We start from the raw sequence: 19,401 nt of genomic DNA, 5'->3' as shown, positions 1-19,401 counted from the left end.
CTCATTAAAGCCTATCTTTGCACTCACAAAATTAATAGAAATGGTTGAGACTATACTGATAACTTTGTTAATAGTTGCTATTTCCCTGCTATTATTGGGGGTGAAAGTATTCTTTACGAAGGGGGGGAAGTTCCCTAATGGTCATGTGAGCGGTAATAAAGAGTTGCGTAAGAAAGGAATCGGTTGTGCGCAGTCGCAGGATCGTGAAGCACAAAAGAAATCACGTTTTTCTATTGATGAGTTGGAAAAAGCCTTGAACGATAGTATGAACTAATTAATTAAAAACAATATTTTAGAGTTATGAATAGAATAAACTACCTCATGAACGGTTTAGCTGCACTTGCGTTTATCGTTTTATTCTCACAATGCGCCGGCAAAGCTGATAATCAAGTTGCAACTACTCCGGCTTCGGCTAATGCAGAATTGTCTGGAATGAAAATAGCTTATGTTGAAATAGATACCTTGTTGGCTAAATACAATTTCTGTATTGACTTGAATGAGGCTATGGTAAAGAAGAGCGAAAATGTTCGCATGACGCTGAACCAGAAGATGACAGCTTTGAACAAAGAAAAACAGGAATTCCAAAAGAAATATGAAAGCAATGCTTTCCTTTCACCCGAAAGAGCTCAGCAGGAATACAATCGTTTGGCTAAAATGGAACAGGATTTGCAGGAATTGAGCAATAAACTTCAAAATGGCCTGATGGAAGACAATAATGCTAATAGTCTGCTTTTCCGTGATTCTATCAACGCTTTCCTGAAAGAATATAATAAAACTCGTGGATATAGCCTGATCTTCAGCAACACAGGTTTCGATAATCTGCTTTATGCTGATAGTGCATATAATATCACAAAAGAAATTGTAGATGGATTGAATGCCAGATATTCATCTGCTAAGAAATAAAAATGTTTTTTTAGGCCCTTGGGTTTCCTAAGGGCATTCATGATTTTAATAAATTGATGCCTGTTCAAGACTGAGAAGCTTTGAACAGGTTTTTTTATTTCTCTTCTTTTGCTTCTTCCTGTGGAATGCGGAAAGCGGTGTAAAGTTCAAGTACGGCAGCGATAGTCAGGCAGGCAATCCATTCATTTCCGCGAGTGGTAAACATGAAAGCCCCCGTAAGTATCAGCGCAAGTGCTCCGAATATCTGCTGGATACGCAGACGTTTTAATATTTTGCTTTTTCCTTTAACCGGTGTGTTTACTTGTGCCAGAGCAATGAATCCGGCTCCGATGGTATAGATATAAGGAGCATAGTTCCATCCGGTGATGTATACGGCAGCCCCTGTGAGAGCCATGATTGCGCCTACGGCGAAAAGTGCGGGTACTAATTGTTTCATTTATTATCTTCAAAAACGTAAATATCTTCGTTGGGCTTCTTCATCAGATACTTTTCACGTGCCACCTGTTCGATAGCATCCGGATTGCTGTTCAGCTCGTTGAGACGTTTGGTATTCTCTTCGTAGTCCGCCCGGTATTTTTCTATCTCTTCTTTCAGCTGGCTGATTTCGCGTTCGTATCCCAGACGGCGGAACAGGCTGTTCTCGTCCAGAAAACCAATGATAACAGCAAATGCAACGACGGTGATAAGATACTTGCGCCGGCATATGAAACTCCAGATAGTGATCAGTTTATCCATAATTTCTCTTTTTTATATCCGCAAAGATAAAACTAATAACTTAAAAACTTACCGCTTTAGGTTCAAAACTTCTTTCTCTATCCTTTATTACTTATCACTTTTTTGTGTACATTTGCACTGAAAGCGAAAAATCAAAAAAAACAGAGAGAATCCCGGATATGGAGAACTATATTGTATCAGCTCGTAAGTACCGTCCGTCCACATTCGAATCGGTGGTGGGACAACGAGCGCTGACTACTACATTAAAGAATGCAATCGCTACCCAGAAATTGGCTCATGCTTATTTGTTTTGCGGACCGCGCGGGGTGGGAAAGACTACTTGTGCGCGTATCTTCGCCAAAACCATCAACTGTATGACGCCTACTGCCGATGGTGAAGCCTGCAACGAATGCGAATCGTGTGTGGCTTTCAACGAACAGCGGTCGTATAATATCCATGAACTTGATGCCGCTTCCAACAATTCGGTGGATGATATTCGTCAATTGGTGGAACAGGTGCGCATCCCGCCACAGATCGGTAAATATAAGGTATATATTATCGATGAGGTGCATATGCTCTCGGCTTCCGCTTTCAACGCATTCCTGAAAACATTGGAGGAACCTCCCCGCCACGCTATCTTTATTCTGGCTACGACGGAGAAGCATAAGATTCTTCCGACTATCCTTTCCCGTTGCCAGATTTATGATTTTAACCGGATCAGTGTCGAAGATACGGTGAATCATTTGTCGTACGTTGCTGCAAAAGAAAATATTACGGCAGAACCCGAAGCGCTGAATGTCATTGCGATGAAAGCGGATGGAGGTATGCGTGACGCATTGTCTATCTTCGATCAGGTAGTGAGTTTTACGGGAGGGAATATCACTTATAAGAATGTTATTGAGAACTTGAATGTTCTCGATTACGAATATTATTTCCGTCTGACGGATTGTTTTCTTGAAAACAGGGTGAGTGACGCCTTGTTGCTTTTCAATGATGTACTGAATAAAGGATTTGACGGTAGTCACTTCATCACCGGATTATCTTCGCATTGCCGGGATTTGCTGGTCAGTAAGGATGCCGCTACCTTGCCATTACTGGAAGTAGGGGCGAGCATACGTCAGCGTTATCAGGAACAGGCGCAGAAATGCCCGTTGCAGTTTCTTTACCGTGCGATGAAACTTTGCAATGATTGTGATTTGAATTACCGTGCCAGCAAGAACAAGCGCTTACTGGTGGAACTGACCTTGATACAGGTTGCCCAGCTTACCACCGAGGGGGATGACGTAAGTGGTGGGCGTGGCCCTAAGCAGACCATAAAACCCGTATTCACCCAACCTGCCGCAGCTCAGCAGCCGCAGGTCGCTTCTGCAACGTCTGCTCAACAGACTACTGTTCATACTGCTCCGTCTCCGGCTACTGCTCCGTCTGCCGCTAATACTGCTGTGCGTCAACCGCAAGTGTCTGCTGCTCCGGGTTCTTCTACTCCGGCAAATACTGCTTCCGCTCCGTCACAGAGTGCTGGAATTTCTTCGATTTCCAAAGAGGAACGGAAGATTCCTGTGATGAAGATGTCTAGTCTGGGAGTATCTATCAAAAATCCGCAACGTGATCAGGCTGCTCAGAATACAGCCAAAACCAATGTTGCTCAGGTGCAAACACAGCCGGAGGAAGACTTTATCTTCAACGACAGAGATTTGAATTATTACTGGCAGGAGTATGCGGGACAGTTACCCAAAGAACAGGTAGCTATAGCAAAGCGTATGCAAGTGATACGTCCGGTATTGTTGAATAATTCGACTACTTTTGAAGTAGTGGTCGATAATGAGATTGCTGCTAAAGATTTTACAGCTTTGATTCCGGAATTACAGACTTACCTTCGTGGAAGATTGAAGAACAGCAAAGTGGCGATGACAGTACGGGTCAGTGAACCGACGGAAACTGTTCGGGCGGTTGGTCGTGTCGAGAAGTTCCAGATGATGGCACAGAAGAATCAGGCACTCATGCAATTGAAAGATGAGTTCGGACTTGAATTATATTAATGTACTGATCTCTATAAGATTTCCATCCGGATCTTTAAAGTAAATGCTCCGGATGGATATGAAAGCGATACTAATGTAAACGTTGATTCATTCTGTCACCGTATCCGTCGCTGTACCTTTCTTCCGGCATAATGATCCATAGAATAAGGTAAATAATGATTCCTGCAAAAGCAGTGAAGATGGTGGCTAGTGCATAGACTATTCTTACTAAAGTAGGGTCCCATCCCAAGTATTCGGCTAAACCTCCGCATACTCCGGCTATCATTCGTTCCTTTCTGGAACGAGTCAGTTTTTTGTTGTTTTCCATAAAGCGATTGTATTAATAAAAAATAAGTCCTGTAAATCTTTCGCTTTACAGGACTTGTCTTTTAGTATTTCTTTGGGGTGGAAGACCGGACTCGAACCGGCGACATTCAGAACCACAATCTTCTAAAATCCTCACTAATTTATACTGCCTGTCAATAAATTAAATATCTCTTATAATGAAGATTAATAAACTATTAATCAACAGTACAAAGATAGTATTTCTTTTTATAGTTGTAATACTGCTTATTGATAATTCATAATTTACGTTCTCAAAGATCTCAAATCCTTATATATGAGAAAGAACAAATAGACAAGAAATAAAAAACATATAAACGGTGTAATAATTTTAAAGACAAAATATTACCACCGAGAGACCATCCTCATTTTCAGCATTAATTGATGCCGAGAGTGGGGATTTATCGTATCTATATTCTTTCGACATAGGGAGCTAAAGGCTCTCTTTATTTTTTTCCACCACTTACCACCCACTTCTATTCATTTGAAAGCCTTATTTATGAATTAAAACAATGAATTATTAACAATTAAAGAATAGGAGAAATAACAATGAAAAAAGTAAAATTGATTATTGAAGTAGTAAAGTTTATCGGGTTACTTGCCCATTTACTAGAAGCGTTTGAGTTTATAGAATCCTTTATTAAAAGGCGAACTCGACAGAAACCAAATCCGGTTGGATTTAAAACAGAAGAATGATCATGACTAAATTCGAGAAGATCGAAACGGGTCTGATTATAGTTTTTGAAGTTGTACTATGTACGCTTAAAAATGCAAAGAAATTTAGAAATCTTTTGAAGAAGAAGGTCTCAAAAACAAAAACAGAGTAAGAAACAATTTAAAATCGAATAAAATGGAAACAAATTTATTAATAGCACCATCTCATAATATGATGATGGTAAGATCTAATGATTGGAAACAAGACGTAGAAGATGCAGTTCTTATTAGAGAACAACCACAGAAACGTTCGCCATTCATAGAAGCAAACACCACAGAGGTCACTTTAGATCATCTCAGGAATGAATGTATTATACCCGTGTTTTCTAAGGACAACGAGGTATGTATATCACATCAAAGTTTCATAGAATCAGTTTATGAAGCAACCAAAGATTTTTATCATGGGGAAACTATTTATAACCCAGATATAAGAGTCAGCCATATTGTAAAAGGAAGAATACCAGAAGCGATCAATAAAAGAACAGATCAACTACTGGAATCGGACAAAACAATGTATTATGAAAGAATGATTTTCAATATAGAAATTCCGACAATTCATCAGGACGTAAATGGAAATCAATTACATTTATCAATCACAGGCTGTAAAAGCTATGGGAGAGATAACTTATCGGGAAAAATGACAGCACAGAAATTTAGTATTGCTGTCGGATTCTTAAATCTTGCCTGTACTAACCAATGTCTATCGACTGACGGGTACAAGGAAGAGATCAGAGCTACAAGTTCAAGGGATTTATATCAATTCACCTTAGACTTGTTCAGCCAATATAATGTAGCAAAACATATTCACCTAATGCAGTCGCTTGGTGATACTATGCTCACAGAACACCAATTTTGCCAAATCTTAGGAAGAATGAGATTATATAACTATTTGCCCCAATATCAACAGAAGAATCTACCACGATTACTCATCACCGACAGTCAAATTAATAACGTGGCTAAGCAATATATCCAAGATGATAATTTTGCCGGAAGTAATGGCGAATTAAGTATGTGGAAATTCTATAACTTGGTCACAGGAGCAAACAAAAATAGTTATCTCGATTCATTCCTAGGGCGTAGCGTTAATGCAACAGAAGTAGCATTTGGATTAACAGAAGCATTGAATCATAAAGACGAAGCATATTCATGGTTTATCGAATAGCTGGAGAGAATATGATTTGTATTATCCGAAGAGGGTATCACTGATAAAAACAGTGGTATCCTCTTTTATTTTTAAACAACTTAAAAAAAACAGATATGAAAGATTTAAGATTAAAGTTCAAAGGGATTGATGATTGGAATCGTCCTGTATTTATGGATGATAATGGTCGGTGTTTTGGTGATACAGACCATCTATTTGATTATACAGCTAGTAAAGATGATGTCCTTAATTTCTACAGGAATATGCCACTGAATAATTGTATCTGCTATTTTGGTCAGCAGTTCGGTTGTGAACCAATGGGAATAGAAATAAAATCGAATGTAAAAATCATATTAGAATAAACTCTTTAAATGAAATGTTATGGAAAGATTTGAATTAGAAAACAGTAGAGAATTTAAGGCTGCAATGGAATTAAAAAATGCTTTAAATAATACATGTTTTGACTATAAAAACTTTGCCGAGAGTATCAAGTACTTTCATCCAACTCTACAGCAATCATTATTTAGATTGATCAGGGAGATTATCTATGTTCAGGCAGATGATGAAAGGTACTATGATGCCCGGAATATAGCTTCCCATGAGATAGCCAAGAAATTGGTGAAGGTGATAGCAACAGAATGTCTACCTTATATATAAGTCATGTATTTGGAATGTACTTGTTCTCAGATTTCGATAGAGAAATGGAAACAGAAAATGAAGAATAGCCGACCACTCAATTATGGTTGGTTAGTAAAACGGATCAAGAAACAGCTACCTTTATTATATAAGGAGCTATGTTTGGAATTCTATAATCCCTGGGAAAATCAATGTAGAGTGAATGGGGATTATTACATTCTCGTTCATTCAGCAACAGAGTATTTTATCAGGAAAAGATAAATATAAGAGAAAAGGAATCTTGATATTATTAATATAATAAGGTATTAGTGATTATCTGAGATTTCCTATTTTAAAGAAACTGGAATCTTGTTAGGAAGTAAAGTCTATCAAAACTTGAAATCTTATAGGATTCCTTTTTTAATAACCATACATCCAGTCTTAAAGGTTATTGAACGAACGTTTGGTAATCGAGAAGGATGTTAAAACATTGTTAAAAATGGAACAGAAAAATTATATAGCTTACCTACGACAATCTACTGTAAAACAAGAATTGTCAGGATTAGGTATAGAAGCACAAAGAGAAATAATAAGAAATTATCTAAAAGACAAAAAGGCTATTTCTGAATATATCGAAACAGAGAGCGGCAAGAAATCTGACAGACCAAAACTGATAGAAGCCTTAAGTGAATGTAGAAAAACAGGTGCTACATTGATTGTTGCCAAACTAGACCGATTAAGCCGGAACGTAGCTTTCACCAGTAAACTATTGGAAAGTGATGTTGAGATTGTGTTTTGTGATTTTCCAGAGGCAAACAAACTCGTGCTGCATATTATCAGTAGTATAGCCGAATATGAAGCCGGATTAATCAGCCAAAGAACCAAACAATCACTACGAGCAAAGAAAGCAAGAGGTGTATCATTAGGGAAACCAGAAAACTTGCTTGGCAAACTAGATCAAGCAGTAGAGAAGAGTAATCAGACGAACAGACAGAAAGCCTTAGATAATCCTAATAATAGAAGAGCAATTTCAATGTTAAAGATCTTAGCCAAAGAGGATAAGTCTCTGTCAGAGATGGCTAGAATATTGAATAAAGAAGGATTTGTGACAGCTAAAGGAGGTCAATTCAAAGCTTCACAAGTCAGTATATTATTAAAGAGATATAGCTTAAATAGAGAAAGAGAATAAAATCTTGGAAATATTTTAAGAATTAGAGGGTGAAATTCCCTCTTTTCTTTTTCTTTCCCTGTATCTTTACGTCTCGAAAGACCTAATTTCCTTATCTTTGAAGAAATAATACTCATAACAAGAGCGTCATATTGAACAAAAAAGCTATCTTTGCAGTGTTCGACTAAGAGAAATGGTCGAATATATAGAAAGCGTTTTTGCTTTATCCTAAGATCGAAATCTGGAAAATTTCAAGGCAAAGGGATAGAGACAATATGACGCTCATTCTGTTTTGTATATGTACTTGATACAGCCAATGTTGTATCTCTACATAACAATATGGCATGGGGTATTGTTTCTTCACTCATTTTTGCAAGGTTTTTCCAGATACCTGATCTTAATGAGTAGCAGACAAGTCTCATGCCTTTCTTATATACAAACGTTTAATCAATTAAACGGCTAAATTCGGAGACTTATAGGCGTATAGGAGAATGAAGCCATGAATGATATTAAAACTGAACTCTGCATTTTTAAGAAACTTCTTATTTTCTTTTTTCTCTCTGTATTTACATTCAATTCGTATGCCCAAAAAACATACTATTTTAATAAAGTATATCCATATACATGTAGTGCTGATCGAAAAGCTACAATATGGTATAGAGAAGCACGTGTCTCTGTTGATGAAAATAATCAGAGAGCAATAATTAAAATCCAAAATGCTGATGGAGAATGGCTTGTAGAAACATTTAAAATAGACTCAAAGGAAATATATACAAATGATAATACATATTTCGGTCTTTTAGACTCTCAAAGAAGAAAGTGGAGCTTATGGTATTGGAAACATGCTGATATAATTAGCTGGGATATTTCTTTATCATTGATTGAGTATGAAGGCTATAACTTTGAATTCATAAAACCCTATAAAATATTAAATAAATAATTTACACATGAAAAATTTATTTCTATTTCTTGCCATATTGATGGGAGTGTCTAGTATGGCTTTTTGCCAAAACAAGCAGTTGGAAAAACAACGTTCTAAAATGTACAAAGCTAAAATCAAGGAGTACAAAAAAGAAGGATGGAAGCTAGATTCTAGTTCTAAGACCATAGAGGTTGTTCTACTGGAACATTATGAAAAACTGAAAGACGAAAATAATCAAGAGATTGTAGGTACAACATCCAATTGTCGTTCTGTGAATGTATGTCGTCAAGTCGCTTATAATAATGCTATTACAACTTATGCCAGCCTCGCTGCATCATACGTAAAAGGTAGGACAGCTTCTGATGTAAATCTAAATTCGTCAGATAAAGATGATACAGCAGAGTTTGATAAGTTTTATGCAGCTTATGAGCGAGTAATCGGAAGTGAAATAAAGAATGGAGTACTCAAAGAAAGTTATAGCATCAAAAGAAAAAAAGGTGATATTAATGAATACCAAATAGTATTCTTTGTAAACGAGGATAAGGCTTTACTAGCGAGGAAAAAAGCGATGCAACGTGCTTTAGAAGAGAGTCAGTTAGCTCAAAAGTATGCCAATGAGATTTCTAAATTTGTAAATGAAGGAGTAGAAAATATAAATCAGTAAAGGTATGAAATATCTTATTTTAATATTAGGATTATGTTTCTATATACAGATTCAAGCCCAGCAAAAATCAGAAAGCCAACGTCCACCATGGATGAGAGGTGATCTACCTATACAAACTAATCACAGCTACTGGTTCAAACAAATGTACGGCGAAGGAAAAACATTATCGGAAGCAAGGCAAAATGCAACATTGGCTCTATTGGGGGATTTGATGAAAGCAAAAGGATTCACCGTATCAGGCAATGAGCTTGAACAGATTCTTTCAAGCGATTCTAACAAAGAATATAATGAAACGACTTTAAGAGACTATTCATATAATATAGAATACGATCAGCAAAAAATATCTTTTCAGGTAGCGGATGAATATTGGGAGTTATTAAATGGTAACTATGTCTGTTATATATTATATGAGGTAGCTAATGATCCAAAATTTGTAAGATTTGAGACAGTCACATATACAACTAAGTATGGAGCATCCGCATTACTTCGTTCTGTTATTGTACCCGGGTGGGGACAAATGCACAAGCGACAGAAAGCGAAAGGAATAGCAATTTTAGGAACAGAAATTGCATCAATCAGTGGAATTGTTATATCACAGAACTTGCATAAGAGCTATCAAAATAAGACCAAGAAGGAGCAGGATAGCAAGCTGAGACAATCGTATCAAAATAAAAGTAACACATGGGGAAATATGAGAAACGGCTTTATCGTTGCCGCATCAGCTATTTACATTTATAATATTATAGATGTGCTAGCCTCCAAAGGTGCTAAACGATACAACAATCAGCGTTCTATTGCATTCTCTCCATTCATAGATGAAAAAACTAATTATGGAATTTCACTTGCACTTAAATTTTAGAATGATATGATAAGAAACTGTTTTATATATCTATTGCTTTCAATTTCGTGCCTTACCTCTTGTGTGGCTGATGAAGAGGCTACAACAGGAAGTTTACATGGTACTATTAAGGATTCTGAGAACGGGAACCTCTTAAAAGGGTGCTTGGTCGTGATATCGCCAACAGGCAAATCCATTACAACAGGAGATGACGGTTCTTTTTCTTTTGATAACTTAGCTGCCGGAGTATTTTCCATAGATGTATCTAAGAATGATTATGAACCAGCCAAGAAAGAAGTTACAATTGTAGCAGGTCAACCCAATAAGGCTGATATGCAACTAACAAAGCAGATGCCCAAATTATCAGTCAATAAGATAAATCTTGATTTTAGTGATAGTGAGACAGAACTTCCTATTGAAATAAGAAATGATGGAAAAAGTACTTTAAAATGGGAAATATCAACAGGTACAAAATGGATTAAAATCAATCCGACTTCTGGCACTTCAACAAAAGATATAGCTTCTGTATTAATTTCCGTAGATAGAACAGGATTATCTAAAGGAGATTATAATGGTAGTATCAATATCACATCAAATGGGGGAACTGCCACAATAAAAGTAAATATGTCTATTAAAGGAGCTGTTTTAAAGGTTACACCTTCAACTCTTGATTTTGGGGAAATAGAAACGAGTAAAGAACTTTTTATTTCTAATGAAACCGAAATAGGAAGTATAACTTATTCTATTCAACCGTCTGTTAATTGGATTATATTGAGTTCTAATGAAGGAACTGTTGATACAAACACCGATAAGATAAAGGTTCTTGTAAATAGAGACGGGTTAGCTACAAATGATTACAATGAAAAATTGACTATAAATACCAAAGATGGAAGAAAAGAGATTTCGGTTATTGTTAAGCAGATAGAAAGAACTGTGGCTAAAGTTGGAATTGGTAGCTCATTTAGTGATATTACTGAAACTTCTTTCTCCATTAAAGGGACAATTCTATCAACCGGAGGACATGAAATTTCATCATATGGACATTGTTGGTCTGAACATGATACTCCAACCATTGAAAATGATAATAAGAATAATTTCGGGAACTCAACAGAGATAAGAGAGTTTACGAGTAATATTAGTGGATTGGATGCAGGTAAAACATATTATGTACGTGCTTATGCTGTTAATAACAAGGGTACTGTATACAGTGAGCAGAGAAATATTACAATGCCATATATTAAAAAAACAATAGTTAAAACACAGGGAGCGACTGATATAGGTAAAGATGTTGCAACGCTGAATGGTAATATAACAGATAATGGAGGCGATAAAATAATAGAATGTGGTTTTTATTATGGAACAAGTGAAAATACTGAGATTAAAAAATCTTTAGGTGATAATAGTTTATCGGCTTTGAAATTGGTGCTGACTAATCTTAAGGAAAGTACAACTTATTATTATAAAGCGTATGCCACTAATTCAAAAGGAACAGCATATGGAGAAGTAATGAGTTTTAAGACCTTAAGTGAAAATGCACTAACAGTAGAAACTAAATCAGCTACAGACATAACGACAAAGTCCGCAACTTTAAATGGTACTGTATTAGATAGAGGCAGTTCTAATATAACAGAATATGGTTTCTATTATGGAACAAATGAGAACACCACGAACAAAAAGAAATTAGAAAACAGTATGGATGAATTAAAATTGAACCTAACGGAACTGGCAGAAGGTACAACTTATTATTATAAAGCATATGCCACTAATTCAAAAGGTACAAGCTATGGAGAAGTATTAAACTTTACGACACTTCCTAATATTGAGTTTTCCAATGTTTCTGTTTCAAACATTACACCAACCACCGCATCTGTTGTTTATTCAATTAGTTTAGCAGGAAAAACAATTACGGAAACAGGAGTAGAATATTCCACACAATCTAATTTTAATAATGCCGTACAATCTATAGGCTCAATAGTACATGGTACAGTATCAATAGAGTTAAGTTCCCTTTCAGAAAACACTCAGTATTACATAAGACCTTATACGATTTTGAATAGCTCATATAAAACAGTAGGAAATAGGGTGTCTTTTGGGACTAAGGCATATTTGCGTATACCTCCTACCAAACCTATTATATCAAATATTTCAGGAAATTCGGCAACTGCAACTTCTACAGTGACAATAGATCCTTACGATGAAATTATAGAAGCAGGAATGGAATGCTCAAAAGACTATTATTGGGAAAATTCTAGTGGTTACAAATTATTTACTGGAACGGTACAAAGTGATGGTACATTGAAAGTTGATGTCACCAATCTACATCAAGATTTTTCATACAATGCAGCATTCATAAGAGCATATGTCATCACTAAGAATGTGGGAAAACTAACAAGTCCACATAATTACTTTGAATTTAAATAGAGATAAAACGTGAATTAGTAATATGAAAATTGCAAAAAAAATGGACAAACTTGTTGTAATGCTATTATTCTCCATATCTACAATTGGATTATCTGCTCAGAATAGACTTAATAATCTTTTTGACGTAAGAAATAATAAATTTATAATTAGCTCATCAAGTCAATTGTCACAAGATAAATCCATGAATGTTGACTTAGATTCAGATGGGAAGAAAGAAAAGATTATTATAGGTAGATCCCACCCTATTGGTACGAAAATTTGTGTGTTCAAAGAGCAGTATAGAAAACAACTATTAGATGGAATTGAATGTGATGAGTCATTTTTTGATGAATATGGCGAGCTAAATGAAGAATATTATATTCAAGCATCTTGCATTGATTTCAATGGCGATGGAAAAAGTGAACTTATTATATCTATTGGAGATAAATTGTTGACACTACAGTCTTTCATTTTTAAAGTAAGAGATGCCAAAGAACATTCTTTCAAGTATATTGGAAAAATAGATGGACAGACATATATGTATTTGGATGAAAACAATCACATTATTGCACCTTTTGGCTCTCAAGGATTATTTGACGAATACATTTGCAATGGAGAAACGATCCTTAAAGCAACAAATTAAGTAGAGTAAATATTTTCAAATTTATAAAGAACGAGGTATCATTAATTTGGTATCTCGTTCTTTATTTTTCTCCTACCCTAAAAAATGCCGAAACTCCACTACGAAGCCTTGAAATCCCTAACTATGAAACAATACTTAAATTTATGACAGACACATCCCAACTCTGGTATTCGCTCAATAAAGATTGTAGTGACATATCAAAAACTCCGGTAGAATTATCCCTTGATTCGAAAGAGCAAACGAATAAATTCTCCGATGATATTGCAGCGTTATCTCAGAAGTTTCCTCAACTGGCTTCTCTATTGGTAACGAACAAGAATGACCAAGGATTGATACTAGAAATAAGCCTAAAAGATATATTCGTGCTATGTCCACGTGGAAGATGCAGGGTAGACAGATATTCTCAACTCCAAAAATATCTGAAAGAGAATTATAACACAACCTTAATTATTAAATCACAAAAAACTAAATAACATGAAAGTAAAAAGATTTTCAACAGTTAGAGATGAAGAATTGAAATGTACTGATCCCGAAAGCTATATTGATGAGAACGGTATTTTATACCCCCGGCTTGCAAAAATGCCAATACAGGACTTGTCTTTGATAGCCAATTTTAGAGTGGAAATGATGAAGCGTTATTATACAGGAGATATACGGGAAGTAGATTACCACATAGTCGAGCTTCTAATGGACGGGCTCTCTGATATTCCGGTAAGACATAGAATCAGTTGTTTTGAGAATGCAGTATTCATCCAAATAAAATATCCCCCTCAACTATATGGGACTGATGATGATAATTATGTACGTATAGAATTGGCTGCTCATATATTCAGTCTGACTACCTCTGATATGACAGATATAGCGGATGAGGACGAGGAACTATATAAAGATGAAGAGGGGCATTCATTGGTTAGTATGCAATGGCTGATAGATACATATGAGGATCGGTTATGCCAACTTGTTAATTACGAGAAACTAAGTTTCAAAACTGACGGACAAGGAGAAATATCAATAATAATAGAAAGAAAACTAGAATAACATGAAAAGGAAAATATTTGTAATGGGCAAGGTGTATGATCTCGCCAAACAAGAAATTAGTGAAATCGGAAATGAAATACAGAAGGATTTAGATAAGTTCTCTGCTGGTGGGATTAGATTCAAAATAGATATTACATCTGAGAAGACTTTGGAGCTAATATTCACTCGCCAATATAGGGACGGAGAAATTGATTGGCTTAATTATGATTCAAAGACAATTTACTGTACCGACGCAAAGATCATAACTGGTTATGGATTTGATGGTTTTAGAGTTCCCGTCTATTGGGGAGGAGTCCCATACGGTTATCCATTCTTTATGCCAAAGGAGGAATTTATTAATTGCTACAAGAAGTCAGCAGTGAAACTTGGAGGAAGCAGGTTAAAATTTGCAGAAGTAAATACAATGCTGGATAAGATTATTCTTGCTTTGGCGTATTAAAGAAAAGGAAGGTAGTTATAAGAGACTATCTTCTATTTTTTTAGATTTTCCTCATAGACTTTCGCAAAAGTTGTCACTTTGGTATTTAGTCGCTTTATTATTTATCCATAATTTTCTATGTGGTTTAACGATAGTCTATTTGTCTAAATACTAGAAATAAAAAGAATAATTTGTTAGAATCATACAAAATCATTGGAGTATGTCTTTATTTAATTTATATGCAAAAAACAATACAAGGCGAATTGTAGAATAGTGTGCTAAACCGTCGCTACAACTCGCCTTCATGTTATGAAATAACTCCTGTTATTATTCTTAGAATTTTAGAAAAGAGATTTTTCTTTTTTCTATTTTTTTTCAATTTGGCTTTATACTTTAGGTCTCTTATGATGACAATTTGTCCATCCTTAATCCAATAATGAGACTTACATTTAAAATTCCAATTTCCAATTGATGGATATAGAGAAATATCCTGCCCATTATAAGTAAATCTCCATTCACCAGGTGCTATTTTGGTAACAACTTGTTGCTTACAACCACAACCACACAGATGGACAGCAGTGTTAAATCTCAGAGAAATATAAAGTATACCTTCTTCTAATTTATCTGGAAATGAATCTACAAATTTGGGACTAATCTTATTCATAGATGATCTTGTTCATAGATAAAATATAACTAAGAGTGTGATATTCTTGGAGGCACCTATAATATCCTAATTCACATTTCCATTTAATTACAGCTAATGTTGCATTTAAGGCATTTAATTCTGCTATTTGGATATTTGAAGCATAGAGATCATCCTCAAGATTTCCTTTTCCGCAATGGTTTTGAATAATATTAATGTTTTGACCAAATGGAAATGAAACTCTAATTGAACCCGATAATGCATCATCAATAAGATTGACTCCTAGCCCAACATCAATAAATTTAATATTCTTTTCAATTAAAAAAGAACAAATTTTCAATCTAGATTTATTGCTATCAATGCATATAAAAACAAAATCGTATTGTAATAACTGACTAATATTTGAATCATCTATAAATTCATTATGAGGTATAATCGATTTATGCATATTGCTATATATACTGCTATAATAATTAACCTTCGATAACCTTTGATTTAGAATTTCAAAAGATGCTGCTCCAGGTGAACGAAACGCATTATGCGTATTAAACTCATCATTGTCATATAAATGTATCTCTTTTACTGGAATTTTGCTTATAAGATCAAGAATGTAACTACCAGTTCCACCTAATCCGACAATTGCAATTTTTTGATTATAAAATTTTTGATTCAAAAATTCAATGTTAGCACGTGTTGAATTTGTATCCAAATATTGAAGAGGTGAATTCTCTTCAGTTAATTTGATAGGTTTGTACGTTATTGCTGTTACATCAGGATCTACTGCGATAGCTTCGCTAGATAAAATAGCAATATAGGTTTTAAATTTTTCATAAAAGCCTTTATAGTCTCTGTTATTCGGTCTACTTGAAAACATTCTATCAGCAGTAATTTCATTTGTAACCTTAATATTCTCGCTATGGAATATATTTTCAAGAGCTTTCCCTTTTCTATCACAAGGGGTACCTCCTATATAATATATAGTGTGGTTTATTGGTGATAACAATAGTCCCTGTTTATTGTAAGCACAAAAAAGAGTCGCATATGCTATTTCTAAATTACTTTTAACATAGGGAATATGGTGGGTAAATATATACCCACCATTAATTTCCACTTCATATCCATCGTCTATTAGACGTTTGATATCTTCATTATGATTTATGAGTTGCTGTAACATCAAATTCCATTTCATTTTTTACTACAATACTTTGTCCTATCACTAGAAAGCCACTGGTCTTAGGAGGGAATCCTTTAGAATAAGCAACAGTGTATGTTATTGACGCATTGTATGAGTCAAAAGCTAACTTCACTATTTCTTCATAAGAAATTACTTTCTCTTTCCATTCAATGAGCTTTGTGTTTATGTATATTTTATTCAGACGAGATTTTGTATAAAAATGTTCTTTCCCGGGTCTAGCTAGATCAACGAGTTCATCATCAAGAATCAAATCATTCTCCCACCCCTCATCTACTTTTAAATAAATGTCATCTGTTGGAGGAATATTTCCTTTTTCTCTTAATTCCGCGCCAGATATCCATTGCTTGTAGGATATATATTCTTTATTATTAATAAAATAATATAGCTTTTTCTTACAGAAAAATTGTTCTATGTCAGGTCTAGCAAGATTTACCCTTGTGCTGTTTTCTATCAACTCGTCTTCGAAAGGCTTTCGAACTGCTAAGTAAAGTTCTACATCAAGAGGAATGTTCCCCTGTTTTTTTAATTCTTCACCAGTAATATATTGTTCTGTTGTTTTGAAAGTTTTTCCTTCAATTTTGTATATTAAAATATTTGCCATATTGTAAAATATTAAAATTTATAATTTGTATTCTTTTTAATGCTGTATGTATCATTTCAACAGCCCGTTATAAGTCCATGCAAAAAAATAAGACGCAATAATTTCAAATTTAATATTTATATATCCGGCAAGGAATAGCTTTTAACAAATGTTTTGTCTATTAGTTAAAACCAATATTGGACTTGGTCAATTCAAATAAAAGAGGTAATTTTGATGCGCCAACAATGAAATTACCAAAAGCCTTGCGAGGACTTTTGTGTTCTTTTAGAATTGAAGCCAGGTGATTTTCTTTGCCTGGTTTTATTTTACACCGCAAAGTTACAAAATATATATTAATATGCAAATTTGTAACGGCATTTTTGTCAATCAATCGTTTGTTTTTTTACTATTCAATATCTCTTAAATTATATCCTATTGATTATGAGGTAATTGTAGTTTATTATATTTGCAATACATTATCTTTTTAGTACATCCCAGTTGTCATTCCCATTTTTTTTTGTATCTTTGTCAACAAGAAAATGAACTTGTCTCACTTTATAAATAATAAGTTGCTATGTCTGTTTTTGGTGAACGGTTTAAGTCAGCAAGACTACTTAAAGGGTATTCTTTGCAGGATTTAGCTGATATTCTAGAGAATAGAGTATCAAGACAAGCTTTGCATCGCTATGAAAAAGGTGAAGTTGTACCTTCTGTTGAAATGATAGAAGTTATAGCCAAAGCATTGGATCTACTGCCTGATTTTTTTTATAGGAAAGTCGTTGTCGATATAAAAGATATCGAATTTAGAAAACAAGAAAAGTTATCAGTAAAAGAACAAACTAAAATTAAAGAACAGACACGTGAGTATTTGTCTCGTTATCTTGAACTGGAAGAAATTGTAGGTTTATCTAGTGAATTCGAAAATCCATTTTTAGGAGATAATATGGATGCCGTAGGTATTAAAGCTGATTATTGGGCTGAATGTTTAAGAGAAAAATGGAATTTAGGGAATAATCCTATTTATAATGTAGTAGAGTTGCTAGAAGAAAAAAATATAAAAATTATAAAGCTAGATGCTGATGATTCATTTGATGGTCTCAAAGCTACAATTAATGAATCAATACCTGTGATTGTATTCAATGAAAAGAATCAAGAGAAGCAAGACAGAATTCGCTTTACACTCCTTCATGAATTGGGACATATACTTTTCTCTGATTATCTTAAGGATCTCCCTGAAGCACAAAAAGAGATTATTTGTCATCAATTTGCTGGAGCTATGTTAATGCCTGCCAAAACATTGCAAATGAAGTTAGGGGAACATAGAACTAAAATTTCATTTGCGGAACTTGCAAATATAAAACAACAGTATGGTATATCTATGCAAGCGCTTATTATGAGAGCGAAAGACTGTGGAATTATAAATGATAATTATACGAGACAATTCTTCTTCATGATTAAACAATTGGGTTGGAAAATCAATGAACCTATTGTGTATGAAGGTAGAGAAGAGTCTACAAGATTTAAACAACTTTTATTTAGAGCTTTTTCTGAAAATTTGATTTCAGAAGAGAAGGCTGCATCTCTCAATAACAATCAAAGTGTAGCTGACTTTAGAAGAGAATATATGTTATCGTAATTTTTATTTATTCGTTGTTTATTATTTAACTTACCAAAAGATGTAGATAAACACAATTATCTCCCTGTACAAGAATGTATATGGTTGCTTATTTACTTTGTTGGGATTGAAATTCTTGTTCTTGCAGTTTTATTGCAGATATGGATCTATTCATAATTCTGGCATAGTAATCAAATGATTCTGTTTGCTGGCGATTGTAATTGAGCTGTTTGGTAAATAATAATTTTGTACAATGAAATAGATACTGGAAAGACTTAAGGCAAGTCCGTAAAATTAAAATTGCGGCATAGTTATCATTCTTTTATTAACGCTTACGTTCACCACGTATGTCTCTAAAGAAACTCGTGACTATTCTTTCTCCGTTACACTACGAAAGACAATAACGTCACTCCCACAGACATACTCTAAAGGGTTCACTCTCGCTCCGCACTTGGACAATCCCCCTGTTATCAATTAGGGGATTCATTGGGATATAGAGATTTCGGAGAAATGATAAATTAAACAATGAGGATGATAATTGGAATAAATGGGGTACTTGAGGTAATAATGATATAGCTTCTAAACTCATCCCTTCATAGTTTTCAATTATGTCCGTCATTTTTATTTGCATGGCTAATTGGATGAAATGAAGGGGAAATAATGAAGCTATATATAAAGGATAACAAGCAAATACATTATGGCAATTAATACATAGCATTATTTCATAAACACAGAGAAAGTGTCTCCTTTGGGAGATACTTCCTCATGGAAAACAACATTTGTTTTCATTAATACTATCTTTATGATAATTCTCTACTACTCCGTATTTT

Annotated in this window: 22 protein-coding genes; 16 read left to right on the top strand and 6 right to left on the bottom strand. The window is 34.6% G+C overall.

Annotated elements, in window-relative coordinates:
- Positions 1-40 precede the first annotated feature (40 nt).
- Both ACHLI0_RS06245 and ACHLI0_RS06240 read left to right on the top strand, forming a co-directional pair.
- Entirely contained in the window at positions 41-274 is a 234-nt protein-coding gene (locus tag ACHLI0_RS06245; RefSeq protein WP_008762116.1) for a hypothetical protein, read from the top strand.
- A 26-nt stretch (positions 275-300) separates the two neighbouring features.
- Positions 301-903: an OmpH/Skp family outer membrane protein gene (locus ACHLI0_RS06240; protein ID WP_008762117.1), complete on the top strand. Its 603-nt coding sequence runs from the start codon at positions 301-303 to the stop codon at positions 901-903.
- Between the two features lie 94 nt (positions 904-997).
- Here ACHLI0_RS06240 and ACHLI0_RS06235 read toward each other — a convergent pair whose 3' ends face one another.
- The gene (locus ACHLI0_RS06235) at positions 998-1,339 is read right to left on the bottom strand and encodes a hypothetical protein (protein WP_008767910.1); all 342 of its coding nucleotides are present in this window, start codon (positions 1,337-1,339) and stop codon (positions 998-1,000) included.
- Positions 1,336-1,638: an FtsB family cell division protein gene (locus ACHLI0_RS06230; protein WP_008762119.1), complete on the bottom strand. Its 303-nt coding sequence runs from the start codon at positions 1,636-1,638 to the stop codon at positions 1,336-1,338. Before ACHLI0_RS06230 ends, ACHLI0_RS06235 begins: the two co-directional genes overlap by 4 nt.
- Before the next feature lie 158 nt (positions 1,639-1,796).
- On the opposite strand from ACHLI0_RS06230, the gene ACHLI0_RS06225 reads away from it, so the two are divergent.
- Positions 1,797-3,656 (top strand): DNA polymerase III subunit gamma/tau, encoded by a 1,860-nt coding sequence (locus tag ACHLI0_RS06225; protein ID WP_490748671.1) that lies wholly within the window; start codon positions 1,797-1,799, stop codon positions 3,654-3,656.
- A 70-nt stretch (positions 3,657-3,726) separates the two neighbouring features.
- Here the strand turns inward: ACHLI0_RS06225 and ACHLI0_RS06220 are convergent, their stop codons facing one another.
- Complete coding sequence (locus ACHLI0_RS06220) at positions 3,727-3,963, bottom strand: PspC domain-containing protein (protein ID WP_258973122.1); 237 nt, start codon at positions 3,961-3,963, stop codon at positions 3,727-3,729.
- A gap of 563 nt (positions 3,964-4,526) precedes the next feature.
- Between ACHLI0_RS06220 and ACHLI0_RS06215 the strand changes: the two genes are divergently transcribed.
- From ACHLI0_RS06215 to ACHLI0_RS06160, 12 genes are all read left to right on the top strand, one after another.
- On the top strand, positions 4,527-4,673 hold the full coding sequence (locus ACHLI0_RS06215) for a hypothetical protein (protein WP_272193206.1): 147 nt from the start codon (positions 4,527-4,529) through the stop codon (positions 4,671-4,673).
- A 154-nt stretch (positions 4,674-4,827) separates the two neighbouring features.
- Positions 4,828-5,853, top strand: a complete 1,026-nt coding sequence (locus tag ACHLI0_RS06210; protein WP_270439273.1) for a DUF3871 family protein — start codon at positions 4,828-4,830, stop codon at positions 5,851-5,853.
- Positions 5,854-5,948: 95 nt separating this feature from the next.
- Positions 5,949-6,194, top strand: coding sequence for a hypothetical protein (locus ACHLI0_RS06205; protein ID WP_258983035.1), 246 nt, complete (start codon positions 5,949-5,951; stop codon positions 6,192-6,194).
- Positions 6,195-6,213: 19 nt separating this feature from the next.
- On the top strand, positions 6,214-6,489 hold the full coding sequence (locus ACHLI0_RS06200) for a hypothetical protein (RefSeq protein ID WP_490748669.1): 276 nt from the start codon (positions 6,214-6,216) through the stop codon (positions 6,487-6,489).
- 457 nt (positions 6,490-6,946) lie between these two features.
- Positions 6,947-7,636: a recombinase family protein gene (locus tag ACHLI0_RS06195; protein ID WP_062694735.1), complete on the top strand. Its 690-nt coding sequence runs from the start codon at positions 6,947-6,949 to the stop codon at positions 7,634-7,636.
- A 478-nt stretch (positions 7,637-8,114) separates the two neighbouring features.
- On the top strand, positions 8,115-8,555 hold the full coding sequence (locus tag ACHLI0_RS06190; RefSeq protein ID WP_062694733.1) for a hypothetical protein: 441 nt from the start codon (positions 8,115-8,117) through the stop codon (positions 8,553-8,555).
- 7 nt (positions 8,556-8,562) lie between these two features.
- On the top strand, positions 8,563-9,201 hold the full coding sequence (locus ACHLI0_RS06185; protein ID WP_128832512.1) for a hypothetical protein: 639 nt from the start codon (positions 8,563-8,565) through the stop codon (positions 9,199-9,201).
- 4 nt (positions 9,202-9,205) lie between these two features.
- Positions 9,206-10,060, top strand: a complete 855-nt coding sequence (locus ACHLI0_RS06180) for a DUF5683 domain-containing protein (RefSeq protein WP_062694730.1) — start codon at positions 9,206-9,208, stop codon at positions 10,058-10,060.
- A gap of 63 nt (positions 10,061-10,123) precedes the next feature.
- Entirely contained in the window at positions 10,124-12,460 is a 2,337-nt protein-coding gene (locus ACHLI0_RS06175) for a carboxypeptidase regulatory-like domain-containing protein (RefSeq protein ID WP_490748668.1), read from the top strand.
- A gap of 40 nt (positions 12,461-12,500) precedes the next feature.
- Positions 12,501-13,082, top strand: coding sequence for a hypothetical protein (locus tag ACHLI0_RS06170; protein ID WP_144426528.1), 582 nt, complete (start codon positions 12,501-12,503; stop codon positions 13,080-13,082).
- A 474-nt stretch (positions 13,083-13,556) separates the two neighbouring features.
- Positions 13,557-14,120, top strand: coding sequence for a hypothetical protein (locus ACHLI0_RS06165; RefSeq protein ID WP_369897827.1), 564 nt, complete (start codon positions 13,557-13,559; stop codon positions 14,118-14,120).
- A 1-nt stretch (position 14,121) separates the two neighbouring features.
- The gene (locus ACHLI0_RS06160; protein WP_369897829.1) at positions 14,122-14,559 is read left to right on the top strand and encodes a hypothetical protein; all 438 of its coding nucleotides are present in this window, start codon (positions 14,122-14,124) and stop codon (positions 14,557-14,559) included.
- 286 nt (positions 14,560-14,845) lie between these two features.
- Here ACHLI0_RS06160 and ACHLI0_RS06155 read toward each other — a convergent pair whose 3' ends face one another.
- From ACHLI0_RS06155 to ACHLI0_RS06145, 3 genes are read right to left on the bottom strand one after another with little or no spacing between them, the layout of a single operon-like run.
- Positions 14,846-15,202, bottom strand: a complete 357-nt coding sequence (locus ACHLI0_RS06155) for a ubiquitination-like system serine protease family protein (protein WP_221659267.1) — start codon at positions 15,200-15,202, stop codon at positions 14,846-14,848.
- Positions 15,195-16,370 carry a ThiF family adenylyltransferase gene (locus tag ACHLI0_RS06150; RefSeq protein WP_221659268.1) on the bottom strand — a complete coding sequence of 392 codons (1,176 nt, stop codon included), beginning with the start codon at positions 16,368-16,370 and terminating at the stop codon, positions 15,195-15,197. Before ACHLI0_RS06150 ends, ACHLI0_RS06155 begins: the two co-directional genes overlap by 8 nt.
- Positions 16,330-16,977 carry a multiubiquitin domain-containing protein gene (locus ACHLI0_RS06145; RefSeq protein ID WP_221659269.1) on the bottom strand — a complete coding sequence of 216 codons (648 nt, stop codon included), beginning with the start codon at positions 16,975-16,977 and terminating at the stop codon, positions 16,330-16,332. Before ACHLI0_RS06145 ends, ACHLI0_RS06150 begins: the two co-directional genes overlap by 41 nt.
- A 553-nt stretch (positions 16,978-17,530) precedes the next feature.
- Here ACHLI0_RS06145 and ACHLI0_RS06140 point away from each other — a divergent pair.
- On the top strand, positions 17,531-18,592 hold the full coding sequence (locus tag ACHLI0_RS06140; RefSeq protein ID WP_221659270.1) for a helix-turn-helix domain-containing protein: 1,062 nt from the start codon (positions 17,531-17,533) through the stop codon (positions 18,590-18,592).
- Positions 18,593-19,401: the final 809 nt, after the last annotated feature.

It is taken from the genome of Bacteroides sp. RCH18 (assembly GCF_058231005.1).
This window is presented reverse-complemented; position numbering and strand designations above follow the sequence as displayed.